General features: G+C 65.9%; 16 protein-coding genes. 7 read left to right on the top strand and 9 right to left on the bottom strand.

Features of this window, described 5'->3' with window-relative positions; translation table 11 throughout:
• Positions 1-39 precede the first annotated feature (39 nt).
• Positions 40-492, top strand: coding sequence for a DUF494 family protein (locus OOB33_RS06865; RefSeq protein ID WP_102768296.1), 453 nt, complete (start codon positions 40-42; stop codon positions 490-492).
• 100 nt (positions 493-592) lie between these two features.
• Here the strand turns inward: OOB33_RS06865 and OOB33_RS06860 are convergent, their stop codons facing one another.
• The 4 genes from OOB33_RS06860 to yajC all read right to left on the bottom strand — a co-directional run bounded on the left by OOB33_RS06860 (position 593) and on the right by yajC (position 6,543).
• Positions 593-3,055, bottom strand: a complete 2,463-nt coding sequence (locus tag OOB33_RS06860) for a DUF1631 family protein (protein WP_102768297.1) — start codon at positions 3,053-3,055, stop codon at positions 593-595.
• 38 nt (positions 3,056-3,093) lie between these two features.
• Positions 3,094-4,128 (bottom strand): protein translocase subunit SecF, encoded by a 1,035-nt coding sequence (secF, locus tag OOB33_RS06855; protein ID WP_102768298.1) that lies wholly within the window; start codon positions 4,126-4,128, stop codon positions 3,094-3,096.
• A 20-nt stretch (positions 4,129-4,148) separates the two neighbouring features.
• Complete coding sequence (gene secD / locus OOB33_RS06850) at positions 4,149-6,056, bottom strand: protein translocase subunit SecD (RefSeq protein WP_102768299.1); 1,908 nt, start codon at positions 6,054-6,056, stop codon at positions 4,149-4,151.
• A gap of 160 nt (positions 6,057-6,216) precedes the next feature.
• Positions 6,217-6,543, bottom strand: coding sequence for a preprotein translocase subunit YajC (yajC, locus tag OOB33_RS06845; protein ID WP_102768300.1), 327 nt, complete (start codon positions 6,541-6,543; stop codon positions 6,217-6,219).
• A 264-nt stretch (positions 6,544-6,807) separates the two neighbouring features.
• Between yajC and OOB33_RS06840 the strand changes: the two genes are divergently transcribed.
• From OOB33_RS06840 to OOB33_RS06815, 6 genes are all read left to right on the top strand, one after another.
• Positions 6,808-7,755 carry a dihydrodipicolinate synthase family protein gene (locus OOB33_RS06840; protein WP_271008129.1) on the top strand — a complete coding sequence of 316 codons (948 nt, stop codon included), beginning with the start codon at positions 6,808-6,810 and terminating at the stop codon, positions 7,753-7,755.
• Between the two features lie 95 nt (positions 7,756-7,850).
• On the top strand, positions 7,851-8,498 hold the full coding sequence (locus OOB33_RS06835; protein ID WP_271010022.1) for a GntR family transcriptional regulator: 648 nt from the start codon (positions 7,851-7,853) through the stop codon (positions 8,496-8,498).
• Between the two features lie 25 nt (positions 8,499-8,523).
• Complete coding sequence (locus OOB33_RS06830) at positions 8,524-9,486, top strand: 4-hydroxyproline epimerase (RefSeq protein ID WP_271008128.1); 963 nt, start codon at positions 8,524-8,526, stop codon at positions 9,484-9,486.
• Entirely contained in the window at positions 9,486-10,652 is a 1,167-nt protein-coding gene (locus tag OOB33_RS06825) for an NAD(P)/FAD-dependent oxidoreductase (RefSeq protein WP_271008127.1), read from the top strand. The genes OOB33_RS06830 and OOB33_RS06825 overlap by 1 nt, the downstream gene beginning before the upstream one ends.
• Positions 10,633-10,890, top strand: coding sequence for a (2Fe-2S)-binding protein (locus tag OOB33_RS06820; RefSeq protein WP_271008126.1), 258 nt, complete (start codon positions 10,633-10,635; stop codon positions 10,888-10,890). Before OOB33_RS06825 ends, OOB33_RS06820 begins: the two co-directional genes overlap by 20 nt.
• A complete protein-coding gene (locus OOB33_RS06815; protein ID WP_271008125.1) occupies positions 10,887-12,173 on the top strand; it encodes an FAD-dependent oxidoreductase in 1,287 nt (428 codons plus the stop codon). Before OOB33_RS06820 ends, OOB33_RS06815 begins: the two co-directional genes overlap by 4 nt.
• 104 nt (positions 12,174-12,277) lie before the next feature.
• On the opposite strand, the gene OOB33_RS06810 is transcribed toward OOB33_RS06815, so the two are convergent.
• From OOB33_RS06810 to OOB33_RS06790, 5 genes are all read right to left on the bottom strand, one after another.
• Positions 12,278-13,222, bottom strand: coding sequence for a porin (locus tag OOB33_RS06810; protein WP_271008124.1), 945 nt, complete (start codon positions 13,220-13,222; stop codon positions 12,278-12,280).
• 180 nt (positions 13,223-13,402) lie between these two features.
• Entirely contained in the window at positions 13,403-14,092 is a 690-nt protein-coding gene (locus OOB33_RS06805) for a histidine phosphatase family protein (RefSeq protein ID WP_271008123.1), read from the bottom strand.
• A complete protein-coding gene (locus OOB33_RS06800; protein WP_102768309.1) occupies positions 14,052-14,375 on the bottom strand; it encodes a DUF1840 domain-containing protein in 324 nt (107 codons plus the stop codon). Before OOB33_RS06800 ends, OOB33_RS06805 begins: the two co-directional genes overlap by 41 nt.
• Positions 14,376-14,452: 77 nt before the next feature.
• Positions 14,453-16,582, bottom strand: coding sequence for a putative bifunctional diguanylate cyclase/phosphodiesterase (locus tag OOB33_RS06795; protein ID WP_271008122.1), 2,130 nt, complete (start codon positions 16,580-16,582; stop codon positions 14,453-14,455).
• Complete coding sequence (locus tag OOB33_RS06790; RefSeq protein ID WP_271008121.1) at positions 16,579-17,856, bottom strand: HD-GYP domain-containing protein; 1,278 nt, start codon at positions 17,854-17,856, stop codon at positions 16,579-16,581. Before OOB33_RS06790 ends, OOB33_RS06795 begins: the two co-directional genes overlap by 4 nt.
• Positions 17,857-17,875 lie beyond the last annotated feature (19 nt).

Genomic DNA, 17,875 nt, shown 5'->3' with positions numbered 1-17,875 from the left:
CGCCCCATTCCGTCGGAGGCCCTGGGTTATAGTCAGCCCATGTTTGACGTCCTGGTCTACCTCTACGAAACCTACTGGCGGCCGGACGCCTGCCCGGATCATGCCCAGCTGACTCGCAAATTGTCGGCCGTGGGCTTTGAGACGGACGAAATCCAGGAAGCCCTGTCCTGGCTGGATGGCCTGGCCAGTGCGGCCACCTCCTTCCAGGGCCAGCAAGGCGTCGACAGTCTGCGTGTGTACTCCACCGCGGAGTTGGACCACCTGGGCGAGCCCTCGGTCGGCTTCATCACCTTCCTCGCCTCGGCCGGCGTGCTGCGCCCGCCCATGCGTGAGATGGTGATCGACCGCGCCATGGCCATCTCCGGTGGCCCCATGGACCTCGAAGACCTGAAGATCATCGTGCTGATGGTGTTCTGGAGCCTGGGCGAAGAGCCCGACGCGCTGATCCTGGACGAACTCTTCGTGGCCCCGGAAGACCGGCTGATCCACTAGGGCTGCCGAGCAATTCGGCGCGCATGAACGACAAGGGCTGCCGAGGCAGCCCTTTTGTTTGCCCGCTTTTTTGCCCGCTTTTGCCGGCCTTCGCGTCCGCTCAGTTCAGCAGACGCGAGGGATCGACGTCCAGCTTGGCCAAGGCATTGCGGGTCGCGCGCACGGTCAGGGCTTCGTCCTGCGCGGGGCGCAGCAGGCCGGCCTGCAGGAACGCCGCCAGGCGGTTGAGCGGGAACAGCACGCCACGGCCGGTCGGCGTGACGAACAGCGTCATGTGGCGGCGGTTGCCACGCCAGGCCAGCTGCACCGCTTCGTTGCGGCCGCGGTAATCCAGCATGAACCAGCCACCAACCTGCAGCTCGCGAGCCCAGGCCAGCATGGCCGGGGTCGGCGCCGAGCCACCCTCGGCCACCACCTCCATGCCTTCGGCCTCGTGGCCGGACAGGTCGCGCACCAGCAGCTCGCTGATGTCGGACTCCTCACCGTCCTCGGGCAGCATGGTTTCCAGCGTTTCCAGCTGATCCATCAGCTCGTCCAGACGCTCACGCGGGATGGCGGCGGTCTTGGCGGTGAAGGCCGCAGCCAGGGCATTGTTCAGGCCGCGGATGTGCTCGTCCTGCTTGTCCACAGACAAACCGGCCTGGCCCATGCCGTCGCGCAGGGTCTTGAGCAGGGGCGGCAGGCGGCGGATCACCTCGGCACGCTCTTCGCGCGAGACCTTGGCGCTGGCCGACCAGATCAGATCGGCCGCCGCGCGCTTCATCTGCTTGGTGTTGTCGGACTGGGCGCCGGTGCGCACCGCGGTCACGGCCAGCACATCGGCCCAGATGTGGAACAGGAACTCGCGCACGCCGTCCTGCACCGGCACCTCGTTGAGCATCTTGCGCAGCTCGATGGTGTACTGGATGGCCAGGGTCTCGCGCTGCTCGACCTGCTGGGCCAGGGACACGCCGTGGCGGGTGGTCTGGTTCTCGTTCTTGAAATAGTTGTCAAGGAACTTTTCGAACTCGGTCAACACGGTCTGGAAGACGCGGCGGCCGGTGTCCGGATAGGCCTCGACCACCTGCACCACGCGCTTGATCTCGCGCTCCAGCGGGTCGCCCGCGGCGCCGCTGGTGCCGGTATTGCCACTGAAACCCATGACGCAGGCGCCCATGCGGTCGATCAGCTGGCGCGCCGGGTGGTCGGTGGTGGCAAAGAAATCAGGCTCGCTGACGGCGACGCGCAGCACCGGCATCTGCAGGCGGGCGAACCACACCCGCACAGAGGCCGGAATGTGCTCTTCCATCAGGATGCTCTGGAACATCATGGCCACCAGCTCGATGGTGGCGCGCTCGGCCGGCGTGTCGGCGGCCTGCTTGAGCACCGACTTGAAGGCCTGGTTGCGGGTCTTGATCTCTTCCAGCAGCTGCGGCGCCGGCACGGGCTGACCGTCGGAATGAACGGATTCGCGCTGCAAAGACTCCTGCGCATGCTTGATGGCCGCACTCAGGCGCGGCGCGGCAGGCCGCGAGGGCGGGAAGGGCTGGGCCTCGACCTGGGTTGGCGCCATGGCCGGATCCGAGACACTGCTGGCGCCGGACGGGCTGCCGCCGGCGCCCGGGGGCTGAACCGCAGCCGCCGAGCCCATGCGGGTGGCGCCCATGCGGGTGGCAGCCGACTCGGCCATGGCCGTGGCCCCGAAAGCCGGCACCTGGCGGCCGACAATTTTCTGCAGCAGCTGCAAGACCTCTTCGGCCTGGCTGCTGGCCGGGCTTCGCACCGGTGCCTGGCCGGCCTCGGGCAGGCCCGAGGAGCCGCGGATCTGCGGTGTGCGCGTGGCCGCACCGAACTGGGTGCCGCCGTAGGGCACACCGGCGCCGGGCACATAGGCCGTGGCAGCGGGCACCGGGCCGTTGTCGGCGCTGCGGCGAATGAAGGGGCGCAGGTCCACCTCGGGCAGGACCTGCTGCGAGACCAGCCAGCGGTTGGTCTCGTGGTAGCACTCGACCAGCAGTTGCGAAAACTCTTCATGCAAGGTGCTGCGCAGCATCTGCCAGTCGGAGGTGGCCAGGCCGCTGCGCATCCAGGCATCCATCACCAGCTTGGCAACGACGTTGGCGCGTAGCAAATCCTGCGCAGGCAGATCGTCTTGCTTCTCCAGCACCTGCATGCGGGTGCGCAGATCGGTAAATTCCCAGGTCGCCTTGTCCATCATGGCCAGCGCCAGGCGCGAGCTGGTGATCTCGCGCTCGATGGTGTCGTCGTCGACCAGGGACATGGCCGCTGGCGCCGGTGCCGCAGAGGTCGCGGTTGCGGCGCTGGGTGCTTCAATGATGCCGTAGACGGCGGCGTGACGCAGGCCGCTGATGACGCCCGACACCCAGGCAGGGCCGTGACGGTTCCAGGACTGCACGCCGTCACGGCGCGCCACCATCACCGCGTACTCGGCGGTCTGCAGCAGCAGCTGGGCGGCAGCCTCGTTGAGCACCTTGCCGAGCGCCGAGATGCCGCGCACCAGGGACTCGATATAGATGCGCCGCGCCTGAGAGGCCAAGGCCTGATTGCGGGCGGCTGCGCTCATGAGAATTCGTGGATCATGCTGAGTGGTTTTCGGCCACTCTACACCACGGCTCCGGCGTTTGGATCGTCCGGATCTTCCTTGTTGATGGGCGTCTTCACCAGATCTTCGCGCTTGACACCGAGCCACATCGCGATCGCCGCAGCCACAAAGACCGAGGAGTAGATGCCGAACAAGATGCCGATGGTCAGCGCCACGGCGAAGTAATGCAGGGTCGGGCCGCCGAAGATCAGCATGGACAGCACCATCAGCTGGGTCGAGCCGTGGGTGATGATGGTGCGGCTCATGGTGCTGGTGATGGCGTGGTCGATGACCTCGTGCGTGTTCAGCTTGCGGTACTTGCGGAAGGCTTCCCGCACCCGGTCAAAAATCACCACCGACTCGTTCACCGAATAGCCCAGCACGGCCAGGATGGCGGCCAGCACGGCCAGCGAGAACTCCCACTGGAAGTAGGCGAAGAAGCCCAGGATGATGACCACGTCGTGCAGGTTGGCAATGATGCCGGCCACGGCGAACTTCCACTCGAAGCGGAAGGCCAGGTAGATCATGATGCCGATCACCGTCATACCCAAGGCCAGGCCCGCGTCATGCGCCAGTTCCTCACCGACGGCAGGGCCGACGACTTCGCTGCGCGAGAGCTTGACCGGTTCGGCGCCGTCCGGCGTCAGGCAAACCTGCTTGCTGATGGCCTCGCCCTTGTCGCTGACGGTTTGGCGCTGGCTGATGCTGCCCGATTCGGCCTTGCACAGCTCGGCGAACACGCGGCCGACCTGCTCGGTCTGCTTGATGTCGCCACGCAGCGGCAGGCGCAGCATGACGTCATGCGAGCTGCCAAAGGGCTGCACGGTGACTTCACCGAAATTCATCTGCTCGACCACATGACGGGTCTTGTCGATCTCGGCCGTCTTGGCGTATTCGATCTCCATCACGGTACCACCCGTGAATTCGATCGAGAAGTTCAGGCTGCGCGTGACCAGGAAGAACACGGCCGCGGCAAAGGTCAGGAAGGAGATGACGTTGAAGATCAACGCATGCTTCATCAGCGGGAGATCCCGCTTGATACGGAAGAGTTCCATGATTCGAGGCTTTCTTGGTCTCAGGCCTTGGCCACGGGTTGCGAGTCGGCATCGCCGGCCGAGGCCGCGCCGGGGCTGGGCTCAGGCTTCCAGATCTGCCCGATGGACAAAGACTTGAGCTTCTTCTGACGGCCGTACCAGAGGTTGACCAGGGCGCGTGAGAACACCACCGACGAGAACATCGAGGTCAGGATGCCCAGGCAGTGCACGATGGCAAAGCCCTTCACCGGGCCCGAACCGAAGGCCAGCAAGGCCACGCCGGCGATCAGGGTGGTGACGTTGGAGTCCAGAATCGTGGCGAAGGCGCGTTCGTAGCCGACGCTGATGGCCGCTTGTGGTGCCATGCCGGCACGCAGCTCTTCACGGATACGCTCATTGATCAGCACGTTGGAGTCGATCGCCATGCCCAGCACCAGGGCGATGGCGGCGATGCCCGGCAGGGACAGCGTGGCCTGCATCATGGACAGCACGGCCAAGAGCAGCAGCAGGTTGAAACCCAGAGCCAGAGACGAAAACAGGCCGAAGAGCATGTAGTAAATGCACATGAACACGGCCACGGCGACAAAGCCCCAGGTCACGCTGGCAATGCCCTTGGCGATGTTCTCGGCACCCAGGCTGGGGCCGATGGTCTTCTCTTCGATGATCTCCATCGGTGCGGCCAGCGAACCGGCGCGCAGCAGCAGGGCCGTGTCGTTGGCTTCCTGGGTGTTCATCGAACCGGTGATCTGGAAGCGGTTGCCCAGCTCGCCCTGAATCACCGGTGCAGTCACGACCTCGCCCTTGCCCTTTTCGAACAGGATGATGGCCATGCGCTTGCCGATGTTCTCGCGCGAGATGTCCTTCATGATGCGGGCGCCCTTGGCGTCCACGGTCAGGCTCACGGCGGGGCGCTGCTTGTCGTCGAAGGTGGTCTGGGCGTCGTTCAGGCTTTCACCGGTCAGCACCACCTGGCGCTTGACGATGATGGGGCCGAAGCCGCGATCGATGAAGCGCTCGGTGCCGAAGGGCACGGGGCCGGAACCGGCCAGGGCGGCTTGCGCCTCGGCGCTGTCATCCACCATGCGCAGTTCCAGCGTGGCGGTGCGGCCGATGATGTCCTTGGCCTTGGCGGTGTCCTGCACACCAGGCAGCTGAACGACCACGCGGTCCAGACCCTGCTTCTGAATCACCGGCTCGGACACACCGAGCTCATTGACCCGGTTGTGCAACGTGGTGATGTTCTGCTGCAGCGCAGCTTCCTGCACGGCCACCTGGGACTTGGGCTTGAGGGTGCCGACCAGGCGCAGATCCAGGCCTTCCGTCACCGGCTGCCACTGCACATCGGGCAGTTGGTCGTTCAGCACGGTCAGCGCCTGCTGGCGCACGGCCTCTTCGCGGAAATTGACGTTGACTGCATTGCCATCGCGGCTGATGCCGGCGTGGCGGATGTTCTTCTCGCGCAGCATGCTGCGCACATCGCCGGTCAGGCTCTCGGCTTTCTTGGTCAGGGCCGACTTCATGTCGACCTGCATCAGGAAGTGCACGCCGCCGCGCAGGTCCAGACCCAGGTACATGGGGTTGGCGTGCAGGGCGGTCAGCCAGCGCGGCGAACGCGACAACAGATTGAGCGCGACGATGTAGCTCGGGTCGCTGGGGTCGGTGTTCAGCGCCTTGCTGATCGCGTCCTTGGCTTTGACCTGGGTGTCGAGGTCGGCAAAGCGGGCCTTGACGGAGTTGCCTTCGAACTGAACATAGTCCGGCTTGATCTGCGCATCGCTGAGCGCCTTTTCGACCCGGGCGGCCACGGCCGAGTCCACCTTGACGGTGACCTTGCCGCTGGAGACCTGCACGGCAGGCGCTTCACCGAAGAAATTCGGCAGCGTGTAGATGAAGCCGATCAGCAGCGCGACAACAAGGATCGCGTACTTCCACAGCGGATAACGGTTCATGAAGGCTTCCTCTCAGGCCCAGGCACCGGGGCTGCCGCCTCGAAACATCAAGGCAGTGCCAGCGGTGCCGGGTGAGCCCGCCGCACGCGGCGGCAGGCTGGCTAGTCCAGCGGCGCCGCCTCCCTCTGCGGAGCGGGCCGACCGGTGTTCTTGGAATGGCTTACTTGATGGTGCCCTTGGGCAGCACTTGCACCACGGCGCCGCGCTGCACTTGCAGTTCCACACCGTTGGCGACTTCCAGGCTCAGATAGCTCTCGCCCACCTTGCTGATTTTGCCCAGCAGCCCGCCGGAGGTGATGACTTCGTCACCCTTGGCGATGGCGTCGATCATGGCCTTGTGCTCCTTCTGGCGCTTCATCTGCGGACGAATCATCACGAAATAGAGCACCACAAACATCAGCACCAGGGGCAGCATGCTCAGCAGGCTGGATTCCGGTGCAGCAGCTGCCGCGGGAGCAGCTTGGGCGAAAGCATTGGAGATGAACACGAGGAAATTCCCTTTGGAGATGTGGTGAAGCCGAGTGGCCGGGCGCGATTCAATCGACACCCAGTTCTGGGCCAGGGCGGCATCAAATGAACGGCGGATTGTATGTGCGCCACGACCTCACCCGTTGCCCAGACCAACCCGCAGCCGGCACGTTTGGGGCAGCGCAGAACGAAGTCGACGCAAGAGTCGCTGTATTTGGGGTTGCGCCCGCTTGACGGCAAGCCCTTCAATAAATATATTTACAGAATACCAACGGAGTTCTTCATGACCGACCTCAGCCCAACAATCCCCTGCGCCCGTGCCGACCTGCCCCGCTGGACCGGCGTTTTCCCCGCTGTGACCACCAAGTTCAAGGCCAACGAAGACCTGGACATTGCCGAGATGGAGCGCCATTTCGACTTCCAGATCCAGAACGGCGTGCATGGCCTGGTCACCGGCGGCTCGCTCGGCGAAGCCAGCACGCTGACACTGGAAGAGAAGCTCGAGGTTGCCGCCACCGCCCTGCGCGTTTCGGCCGGCCGCGTGCCGGTGCTGGCCAATGTGTCGGAAACCAGCACCCGCAATGCCATCCGCTATGTCGAAGCCGCCGCCAAGCTGGGCGTTCAGGGCTTGATGCTGATGCCGGCCGTGCTCTACCCGGCCGACACGCGCGAGGCCATGGCCAATGTGCGCACCATCGCGCAGGCCGCCCAGCTGCCCATCATGATTTACAACAACCCGGTGTCCTACCGCGTGGACCTCAAGCCCGAGGACATGGTGGAGCTGGCCGATTGCGAGTGGCTGGTGGCCATCAAGGAATCGACCGACAACATCCGTCGCGTCACCGACCTGCGCAATGCCCTGGGCACCCGCTACCAGCTCTTCATCGGCGTCGACGACCTGAGCTTCGAAGCCCTGGCCCTGGGCTGCGAAGGCCTGCTGGCTGGTTTGTGCGATGCCTTCCCGGCAGAAACCGTGGCGCTGTACAAGCTGATGCAGGCCAAGCGCTACGACGAAGCGCTGAAGATCTACCAGTGGTTCATGCCCCTGCTGCACCTCGATGTCAGCGCCAAGCTGGTGCAGAACATCAAGCTGGCCGAGGCCATGGCCGGCGTTGGCAACGAGCACGTGCGCCGCCCGCGCCTGCCCCTGGTCGGCGCCGAACGCGAACGCGTGGCCACCATCATCCAGCGCGGCCTGGACACCCGGCCCGATCTGAGCCGCCTGTTCTGATCGGAACCGTTCCTGCCTGCCGGCAGGCCTGCGATGATGCGCCCATGAAAAGCAGCCTTCCTCAGGATTCCGTCTCGACCCAGGCCTCCACCACCATGGAGACCGAGCCCGACAAGCGACGCTTTGCCGACCAGGCTTACGACGCGCTGGAATCCATGATCGCCACCCTGGAGTTGCGTCCGGGCGCACCCATCGTCGAGGCCGAGCTGATCGAGCGCACCGGCCTGGGTCGCACACCCACCCGCGAGGCCTTGATGCGCCTGGTGGCCAGCGGCCTGATCGTGCAGCAGCCGCGCCGCGGCCTGCTGGTCAGCGACATCCGCCTGGCCGAGCATCTGGACCTGATCGAGGCGCGGCGCGTGCTGGAGCGCCTGATCGCAAGCTCAGCCGCACGCCGCGCCACGCCGCAGCAGCGCCAGGATCTGCTGCACTGTGCGCGCCAGATGATCAAGGCCAGCCAGGCTGGCGATCTGGCGGCGTACATGGCGGCCGACCAGGCCCTGGACCATGTGGCGCATGCAGCCTGCCGCAACCCGTTTGCCGTAGCGGCTGTCGTGCCCATGATCATTCAATGCCGGCGCTTCTGGTACGCCTACCAGCACCAAGGCGATATGAGCGAAGGCTCGCGCTGCCACCTGGTGCTGGCCGAAGCCATCGCGGCCGGTGAGTCTGAGCGCGCCAGCGCCGCGGCCGATGGCTTGATGGACTATCTGCGCAGCTTTGCCAGCGCCGTCATCGCCTGACATCTTTTTCAGTCATCTTCACGCCATGCGCATCATCGATTCCCACACCGGCGGCGAGCCGACCCGCATCCTGATTGACGGCGGCCCGGACCTGGGCCACGGCAGCATGGCGGAGCGACTGACGCGCCTGCGCGAACAGCACGACGCCTGGCGCAGCGCCATCGTCAACGAGCCGCGCGGCTCGGACGTGCTGGTCGGCGCCCTGCTGTGCGAGCCGCAAGACCCGACTTGCAGCGCGGGCGTGATTTTCTTCAACAACGTCGGCTACCTCGGCATGTGCGGCCACGGCACCATCGGCCTGGTCGCCACGCTGGCTTATCTCGGGCGCATCCAGCCGGGCGAGCACCGCATCGAGACGCCGGTGGGCACGGTCAGCGCCACCCTGCACGCCGACGGCAGCGTCACCGTCGCCAATGTGCCGGCCTACCGCTGGGCTCGCCAGATTCCCGTGGAAGTGCCCGGCCATGGCCGCGTCCACGGCGATGTGGCCTGGGGCGGCAACTGGTTCTTCCTCTGCGATGACCATGGGCTGGACCTGCGCCTGAGCGAGGTCGAAGCCCTGACCGATCTGTCCTGGCGCATCCGCCAGGCCTTGCAGGCCCAGGGCATCACTGGCGAAGGCGGCCAGGAGATCGACCACATCGAACTGATCGGGCCGGCCCGAAACCCAGCCCACCAGGGCCGCAACTTCGTGCTCTGCCCCGGCAAAGCCTACGACCGGTCCCCCTGCGGCACCGGCACCAGCGCCAAGATCGCCTGCCTGGCGGCCGACGGCAAGCTGGCGCCCGGGCAAGCCTGGGTGCAGGAAAGTGTGATCGGCAGCCATTTCACGGCAAGCTACCAGGCCGCTGAGGACGGCCGCGTGCTGCCACGCATCCACGGCCAGGCGTTTGTCACCCTCGATGCAAACCTGGTCTTCCAGCCCGGCGACCCCTTCGCCTGGGGCATCCGGGACGAAGGCCAGACCTCCGGCACCCGCGGCGGCTGATGGCCGCCAGCCCCCTGCCCATGCGCCGCCATGCCGATGTGATCGTCATCGGCGGCGGCATCATCGGCGCCGCCTGCGCCCGCGAGTACGCACGCCAGGGCCTGAGCGTGGCCGTGGTCGAGCCGGGCCCGATCGGCGGCGGCGCCACGGCGGCATCGATGGGCCATCTGCTCACCGTCGATGCCCTGGACCCGGCCGATCAAACCGAGTCGGATTTCAGCCGCCGCAGCCTGCAGCTCTGGCAAGACTGGCTGCAAGCCCAGGAGGCGCACCGCGAGCTGGCCGAGTACAGCCGCTGCGGCACGCTCTGGCTGGCCGCAGACGCCGAGGAGCTGGACCTGGCCGAGCGCAAGTGCGCCTGGTTTGGCGGCCAGGGCCTGGCGGCGGAGATGCTCAAACCTGAGGCCTTGTTCGAAGCGGAACCCCTGCTGCGCCGCGACCTCTGGGGCGCCCTGCGTGTGCACGGCGATGGCCGCGTCTACCCGCCGCGCGTGGCGGCCCGCTGGCTGCAGGAGGCACAGACCAAGGTCTTCCGCGCCCGGGCCGTCGGTTTTGACGGCGCCTCGGTGCGGCTGGACGATGGGCGCGAACTCTGGGGTGCCATGACCGTGATCTGCACCGGCCTGGCCGCGCAGCAGCATCTGCCCGCCGGCTGGCTGCTGCCCAAGAAAGGCCATCTGGCCATCACCCAGCGCCACCCCGGCCGGGTGCAACACCAGTTGGTCGAGCTAGGCTACTTGAAGCGCGCCCATCTGGTGGACCAGGACACGGTGTCCTTCAATCTGCAGCCGAGGCCGGGCGGACAGCTGCTGATCGGCTCCTCGCGCCAGATCGGCCGCGAGGATCGCGAGCTGGACCCCGCGCTGCTGAAGCAGATGCTGCGCCAGGCGCTGCACTACATGCCGGGCCTGGGCGAGCTCAGCCTGCTGCGCTGCTGGACCGGCGTGCGCCCCGCCAGCCGCGACGGCCAGCCCCTGATCGGCGCTCACCCCCTCTTACGCCGCTGCTGGCTGGCCACAGGGCACGAAGGCCTGGGCATCACCACGGCCCTGGCCACGGCCGAGCTGCTGGTGCAGCTGAGCCTGGGCCAGCCCTGTAGCCTGGACCCCAGTCCTTTCCGACCCGAACGTTTCAGCGAAAGCCAGCATGCCGTCGCCCCAGCCTGAGCTCCAGGTTTTCATCAATGGCCGGGCCCTGCTGGTGCCGGCCCATTGCAATGTGGCCGCGGCCCTGCAGCGCGCGGGCTTGGCCCACAGCCGCCGCTCCGAGACCGGGCAGCCACGTGCCGCGTTCTGTGGCATGGGCCAATGCCAGGAATGCCGGGTTCGCATCGATGGCCATGATCACCGGCTGGCCTGCATGACCTTGGTGGTCGACGGCATGCAGATCGAGACGCAGACATGAGCAGCACATCGCAGCGTAAGGCTCAGCACTTGCAAGCCGATATCCTCATCATCGGCGCCGGGCCGGCAGGCATCGCCGCCCTGCTGCCCTTGCTGGAGGCCGGCCGGCGTGTGATCTGGGTGGAGCAATCGGCGCAGGCCGGCGGCCAGATCTGGCGAGCGGGCCTGCCTGCCCACTGGCGCGCTCAGGTCGAGGCGGCCTTGAGCCACCCTTCGCTGCAGTGCTGCTTCGGCCATGCGGTGATCGATGCGCACATTGAAGCGACCGATCAGGCCGTGAGCCTGCGGCTGTACCAGCCGGCGCACCCGAACCGAGTGCCGGTCCAGGTGCAGGCGCCCCAGTTGCTGCTGGCCACCGGAGGCCGCGAGCGTTTTCTGCCCTTTCCGGGCTGGACCTTGCCTGGCATCACCGGGGCTGGAGGGTTGCAAGCCCTGGTCAAGCAAGGCTGGCCCATCGAAGGCCAGCGTGTGGTGCTGGCCGGAAGCGGCCCCCTGCTGCTGGCCGCGGCAGACACGGTGCGACAGGCCGGCGGGCAGATCCTGCTGATTGCGGAGCAAGCCTCGCGCGCCAGCCTGCTTCGCTTTGCGGCTGGCTTGCCAGCGGCCAAGGCGGCGCAGGCGGCCGGCTTGGCATGGCGGCTGCGCGGCATCCCCTATCGCAGCGGCACCTGGGTGCAAAGCGCGAGCGGCGATGGCCGGCTGCAAAGCATACAACTGAGCACGGGGCGAGCGACTTGGGCCCTGGACTGCGATGCGCTGGGCCTGGGCTTCGGGCTCTTGCCCAACACCGAACTGGCCCAAATGCTGGGCTGCCAGCTCACGGATGACGGCGCAATTGCCGTCGACGCCGGCATGGCCACCAACCTGCCCGGCGTCTTTGCCGCCGGGGAATGCACAGGCATTGGCGGCGTGGACAAGTCAGTGGCGGAAGGCTCGCTGGCCGCCCAGTCCATGCTCGGCCGTACCGGTGCCAGCCGTTCAAGACAGGGCGCCCTGAAGTTCGCCGACCATTTGCAGCGCCACTTCTCCTTGCGCCCAGAAGTGCTGAAGCTGGCTGCCACCAGCACCACCGTCTGCCGCTGCGAGGACATCAGCCTTGGACAACTCAAGGCTCACAGCGACTGGCGCGAGGCCAAACTGCAGACCCGCTGCGGCATGGGCGCATGCCAGGGCCGCATCTGCGGGCCGATTTGCGAAAGCCTGCTGGGCTGGCCAGCACAACAGAACCGCGGCCTGCGCACGCCGCTGCAAGCTGCACCCTTGCATCTGCTCGCTGAGGACTGACTCTTGTTGCGCTCGCTCAGGGCGCAAGCGCACAGTTGCCGCAGACGGGAAGCCCATAAAAAAAGCGACCCGAGGGTCGCTTTTTTGACTTCGATCGAGAACGATCAGAAGTTGTGGCGGATACCAGCAGCCAGCGAGCTGAAGTCACCAGCGCTCTTGGCTTGAGTGCTGTCCACGGCGGTGTAGTAACCGTACAGCTTGGTGCGCTTGCTCAGGTTGTAGTTGTAAGCCAGGGTGTACTGCTTACCACCGTTCTTGCCACCGTTGAAGGAATCGCCACCGGCCTTGGTGCCGCCAACGTTCAGGTGGAATTCCGAAGCACCCATGGTGTACATGGCCGACACGCGAGCAATGGTGCGCGAGTCATTGGCGCCAGTGCCGGTGTCTTCGCGCTGAACATAAGCGCCCAGAACGATGGCACCCAGCTCATACAGACCGCGAACAGCGAACTGCTTGGCGCTACCTTGCTTGCTGAAACCAGCACCCAGGTGCAGAGGGCCTTGGTCGTAGTTGCCCGACAGATCGATGCCGCGCTTGTCAACGCCTTCACCGGCGTGAACAGCGAACTCACCGGAGAAACCACCGACGGTGGGGGTGAAGTAGCCAATCTTGTTGGTGGTGGTGAAGCCAGCGCCGGAGTACAGCTTGTCTTCCGAAGAGCCGGTGTCGTGGTTGTGGTTGCTGATGTAGTCAGCAGTGGCAAAGTAGGAGCCCGGAGTCCAACGGCCCAGACGCACAGCACCGAAAGCGCCGCTCAGTTGCACGGAAGCCTCACGACCCCAGAAGGCCGAACCGGTGGCAGCACCGTTGTCCGAGTTCAGGCCGTGCTCCAGAGCGAAGCTGGCCTTCAGACCGCCGCCCAGGTCTTCTTGACCCTTGAAGCCCAGACGCGAAGCGTTGTTGGCCACGACGACCTTGCGGTCACCGGCGCCTTCCTTTTGGCTTTCGACGGTGGTGTTGATACGGCCCCACAGGGTGACCGAGCTTTGAGCGAAAGCGGCGGGAGCGGCCAGAGCTGCGATAGCAGCCACGAGAGCGATCTTTTTCATCGTATGCCTTTTGTGAGTTGAGTGTGTGCTGGGCTTAGCCGCCCGGTCTTCTGCGCAATGTGGGGGAAGTATAGAAGTGGCTCGGAGCGCTGAAACAGCACCGACGCGAATTTGCAACACTTCTCTGGTACACCTCATTTCGTGCGAATCGGCACTTGCCAGAACGGTCGATTGGCTCGCTCAGGCCAGTTCGTCGAGGCCCAGGCCGCCCAGATGTGCGTCGTCGTTCCAGCCCACGAGCGTGAAACCGGCGTCGGAAAAAAGCAGGCGGTTGATCGCAGCATTGCCCAGTGTCCAGGTTCTGGGCGCCTGCAAGGGCAGGCGCGTGGCCGCGCGGTACAGGCAGTCGAGCACGCCGCCATGGGTCACGATCAACACGGTCTGCCCGGCGTGTCGCTGCAGCACACACTCCACAGCAGACACGCTGCGTGCATAAAACTCTTGCAAGGTTTCACCGCCCTCGGCACCGAAATCCGGATCGCGGCGCCGCCAGCGCTCGCTGTGATCGGGCCAGCGCTCGGCAATCTCCTGCCAGGTCTGGCCCTGAAACACGCCGAAGCTGCGTTCCCGCAGGCCTGGATCCAAGTGCACGGGCTGCCCGAGCGCCGCGGCTGCAGCGGCCGCGGTCTCGCGCGCCCGGCCCAGATCACTGCTGTAAACCACGTCCACGGATTCCCCGGCCAAGACCTCGCCCAAACGCTGGGCCTGAGCACGCCCGGTCTCGTTCAGGGGCACATCGAGCTGGCCCTGGATGCGCTTGTCTCGATTCCAGGCCGTTTCGCCATGGCGAATGGCGAGCACGCGTGTGCTGCTGTCCAGCGGCATGGCCTCAAACACCCCAGACCAGGTCGTTGTCAGCGCGCTGGGCATGGCGGATCAACTCGATCAGCGGCCAGGCGCGCTGACGCAGGCTGATGCCCTCGCGTCGCGGCAACGGCTCACCGGCGGCCTCGGCTTCGGCTTGCAGCTGAGCAAACGCTGCCTCGTCCTCGGCCACCGCCTGCTCCAGGCTCGAAATCGCGGCCGGCAGCTCGGCGCCGCGCAAAATGCCCTGCGGGGAAGGCTCGCGCCCCAGCAGGCGCAGGATCTGCTCGCCCTGCGGCTGCAACATGATCACGTCGGCGCCTGCCTTGGATTTGAAGCGATAGATCATGGTGACGGTCCTCCCCGAAATGGCTGTTCAGATGAATGCCAGCCATTGTCGGCGCAGTCCTGGCCGCGCAGGCGGCTTCAGATCAACAAGCCGCCCATCAGCCGCATGCCGCCACCCGGGCTGCTGGGGTTGCCGCGGCGCCAGACCCGCTCCTCGAACTCCTGCGGCCCCAAGGCCGGGGCGTAGAGGTAGCCTTGGAACTCGTCACAGCCGGCGCGCAGCAGGAAGTCGCGCTGGGCTTCGGTCTCCACGCCTTCGGCAATCACATGCAGGCGCAGCGCCTGCCCCATCTGGATGATGGCATTGACGATGCCGGCATCGCTGGCGTCTGAAGGCAAGGCCTTCACGAAACTGCGATCGATCTTGAGGCGCTGGATGGGGAAGCGCTTCAGGTAGCCGAGGCTGGAGTAACCGGTGCCGAAGTCGTCGATGGACATGCACACGCCCAGCGCCGCCAGGCTTTGCAGCCGCCGCAAGGCTTCTTCGGCATCGCGCAGCAGGATGGATTCGGTCAGCTCCAGCTCCAACAAGCCCGGCGGCAGGCCCGAGGCCCGCAAGGCGTGAGCCACGGTGTCGGCAAACTGGCTTTGCTGAAACTGCAGCGCCGAGACATTCACAGCGACCGGCATGCGCCAGCCCTGGCGCAGCCAGCGCGCGGCCTGCTCGACGGCCTGATGCAAGACCCACTCGCCGATGGCGACGATGAAGCCGCTCTCTTCCGCAACCGGAATGAACTCGGCCGGCGAGATCTCGCCACGCAGCGGGTCGCGCCAGCGAATCAGCGCCTCAGCGCCGATCACCTGGCCGCTGGCCAGATTGATCTGCGGCTGGTAGTGCAGACGGAACTGCCCCTCCTGCAGCGCCTGGCGCATGGCGTGGTCCAGGCGCATGCGCGAGAGCAGGTCCACATCCTTGCGCGGCTGGTGGAAGTGAAAGGCCGAACGGCCACTTTCCTTGACCCAGTGCATGGCCTGCTCAGCGCTGCCCATCAGCTCATCGGCCGTGGCGCCATCGCCCGGGAACAAGGCGATACCGGTGCTGCAGGTGACCGTGAAACTCAGGGTGTCGAAGCAGAACGGCCGCGCCATCGCCTCCTGGACCCGGCGCGCGGCGTTCTCGGCGCCGCGTGCGTCGGCCTGGTGGATCAGCAGGGCGAACTCATCCGCGCCCAGCCGGGCCACCATGTCCACTTCGCGCAGACAGGCCTTCAAACGCTCGGCCACTTCGCGCAGCACGCGGTCACCGTAGGAATGGCCCAAGGTGTCGTTGATTTGCTTGAAGCGATCCAGGTCGACATTGAGCAAGGCAAAGGGCGCACTTTCGCGCTTGGCCATGGCCTGGGCATAGTCGATGCGCTCGGCCAGAGCCCGGCGGTTGGGCAGGCCGGTCAGCATGTCGGAATGGGCCAGTTCCTCGATGCGTTGGCTGGCCGCCAGCTTTTCGCTCAGATCGCGGAACGAGTAGACCCGGCCAATCGGCCGACCGCGGCTGAACTGCGGCAGGGACACCCGCTCCAGCACCCGGCCGTCCAGCAAGCTGATCACATCGCTGCTCTGCAGCAGGGCGGCGTCCTGGATGGCCGAGAGCCGCGCCACATAGGCCGCACCGTCCACGACGCTGCGGCGCATCCAGGTCTGCACCGCCTCGTCATTGCGCTCGCGCAGCAGGTCTTGCGGAATGCCCCAGAGCGAGGCAAATCGGCGGTTGAAGGAGCGCATGCGCCCAGCCAGATCGACCACCAGAATGCCGTCGGCCGTGGATTCCAGCGTGGCCTGAAGCTCGGCCACCAGGGCCTCGCGCTCCTCCTCGGCCTGGCGCTGCGGGGTTTGGTCGCGCACACTGACCAGCCAGCAGCCGCCACCCGGCATGGCCGCATCGGCGACGAAGCTGATGCGCCGCGTCACCCACAACATGCGGCCATCGGCATGGCGCATCACGGTGTCGGACAGCAGATGGGCCTGGCGATCCTGCGCCGCCTCCATCCAGAACATGACATCCTCGGGCGAGCTGGCCAGTGCCTCCACCCCTTGACCTTGCCACTGCTCGGCGCTCAGGCCCAGCAAGGCGGCCGCACCTGCATTCACCGCAAGAATGCGGCGGCTGCTCCCATCGACCAGCCACGCGGCCTCCAGCATGCCCTCAAGCAGGGCGATCTGGGCGGGCGTGGCAGTCGTTGGCGAGGGCAGCGGCAGGCTGACCAGGGTCACGCCGCCAACTCCGCAGTGCCTGGCCCTTGCGTCGGCTCAAAGAAGTAAGCCAGACGGGTGCGCGGGCTGAGGTAATCCAGCGAAGCGCGCGGCAGGTGCTGCGGCTTCAAGCTGCGGCGGATGCCCAGGTCGGCATGCTGCTCCAGATTCAGGATCAGCGCCTCTTCGCGCGGCACCTTGGGGTCATGGACCATGACCTTGGGCTTGAGCGGGCGCGAGGAATTGACCGCCACCACCAGGGCGAAACGGTCATCGGTCAGCTGCACCGTCGAACCCGGCGGGTAGACGCCCATCATGCGGATGAAGGCGTTGAGCATGGTCGCGTCAAAACGATTGCGACCCTGCGCGAACATCAGGGACAGGCCCTCGTGCGGCGTCATGGCCTTGGAGGCCAGCAGGGGATTGCACAAGCCATCGAAACGATTGACCAGGGACACGATGCGCGAGCCGGCGCTCATGCGATCGACATTGATGCGCTGCGGGAAACCGCTGCCATCGGCGTTCTCATGATGCTGCGCAATGATGAGCAAGGGACCGGCGGCCAGACCCATGCCCTGGGCCAGGGCCACGCCCTTGGCCACATGGGACTGGTAGCCGTTCAGTTCGGCCGCCGTGAAGCTGTCGTCGCGGTGGCGCAGGCGGGCCAGCACCTCGGTCTTGCCGATGTCATGCAGCAGGGCGCCGACGCCCAGGTCCATCATTTCCTCGCGGCCGAGGCCGAAAGCTCGGCCCAGCAGCAAGGAGATGATGGAGACATTCAGGGCATGGGCCGTGCCGCGGTCACCGGCACCTTCGTTGAGCAGGCGGATGTTGAGATCACCCTCAACCAACATCTTGTCGAGCAAGGCGGCGGTCAAAGCCGTGGCTTGATCACGCGCATGGCGCGGATCGGTGGGCACCAGATCCATCACGCCACGAAAGGCACCAGCGGCCTCCGCGTACTGGCGCTCACAGAGATTGAGTGCCGCGCGCTGGGCCTCCAAGGCCTTGCGATGCGCTTCTCGCGCCAGCTCTTCAGCCGACAACGCATTGGACACTTCAGGCGCGGGCTCGGGAGGAAGGGGCGAGGCTTCAGTCTGCAGATCGCTCTTGCCCGGACTCCAACGCACCTGCTGCAGCCCGAGGCGACGCAGGATCAGCAACTGGTCTTCGGAACTCAGCTTGAAGCTGCTGAGCGGAAAGGGATGCGACATCCAGCCCAAATCCAGATGGATGAACATCCCCACCTTCAACTGGCCGACATCGATCAAAGGATCTGCAGTGGTGTCCTTCATTTTCTTTCTACGCCATTTT

It is taken from the genome of Paucibacter sp. B51 (assembly GCF_027863535.1).
GTDB classification, from domain to species: domain Bacteria; phylum Pseudomonadota; class Gammaproteobacteria; order Burkholderiales; family Burkholderiaceae_C; genus Paucibacter_A; species Paucibacter_A aquatilis.
The sequence above is the reverse complement of the archived record's forward strand: the minus strand, read 5'-3'. Positions and strand labels throughout refer to the sequence as shown.

Bases quoted from the DNA above. Each gene is read 5' to 3' on its own strand.
- OOB33_RS06865 (WP_102768296.1), top strand. From the start codon at position 40: ATGTTTGACGTCCTGGTCTACCTCTACGAAACCTACTGGCGGCCGGAC.
- OOB33_RS06860 (WP_102768297.1), bottom strand. From the start codon at position 3,055: ATGAGCGCAGCCGCCCGCAATCAGGCCTTGGCCTCTCAGGCGCGGCGC.
- secF (WP_102768298.1), bottom strand. From the start codon at position 4,128: ATGGAACTCTTCCGTATCAAGCGGGATCTCCCGCTGATGAAGCATGCG.
- secD (WP_102768299.1), bottom strand. From the start codon at position 6,056: ATGAACCGTTATCCGCTGTGGAAGTACGCGATCCTTGTTGTCGCGCTG.
- OOB33_RS06840 (WP_271008129.1), top strand. From the start codon at position 6,808: ATGACCGACCTCAGCCCAACAATCCCCTGCGCCCGTGCCGACCTGCCC.
- OOB33_RS06835 (WP_271010022.1), top strand. From the start codon at position 7,851: ATGGAGACCGAGCCCGACAAGCGACGCTTTGCCGACCAGGCTTACGAC.
- OOB33_RS06830 (WP_271008128.1), top strand. From the start codon at position 8,524: ATGCGCATCATCGATTCCCACACCGGCGGCGAGCCGACCCGCATCCTG.
- OOB33_RS06825 (WP_271008127.1), top strand. From the start codon at position 9,486: ATGGCCGCCAGCCCCCTGCCCATGCGCCGCCATGCCGATGTGATCGTC.
- OOB33_RS06820 (WP_271008126.1), top strand. From the start codon at position 10,633: ATGCCGTCGCCCCAGCCTGAGCTCCAGGTTTTCATCAATGGCCGGGCC.
- OOB33_RS06815 (WP_271008125.1), top strand. From the start codon at position 10,887: ATGAGCAGCACATCGCAGCGTAAGGCTCAGCACTTGCAAGCCGATATC.
- OOB33_RS06810 (WP_271008124.1), bottom strand. From the start codon at position 13,222: ATGAAAAAGATCGCTCTCGTGGCTGCTATCGCAGCTCTGGCCGCTCCC.
- OOB33_RS06805 (WP_271008123.1), bottom strand. From the start codon at position 14,092: ATGCCCAGCGCGCTGACAACGACCTGGTCTGGGGTGTTTGAGGCCATG.
- OOB33_RS06800 (WP_102768309.1), bottom strand. From the start codon at position 14,375: ATGATCTATCGCTTCAAATCCAAGGCAGGCGCCGACGTGATCATGTTG.
- OOB33_RS06790 (WP_271008121.1), bottom strand. From the start codon at position 17,856: ATGAAGGACACCACTGCAGATCCTTTGATCGATGTCGGCCAGTTGAAG.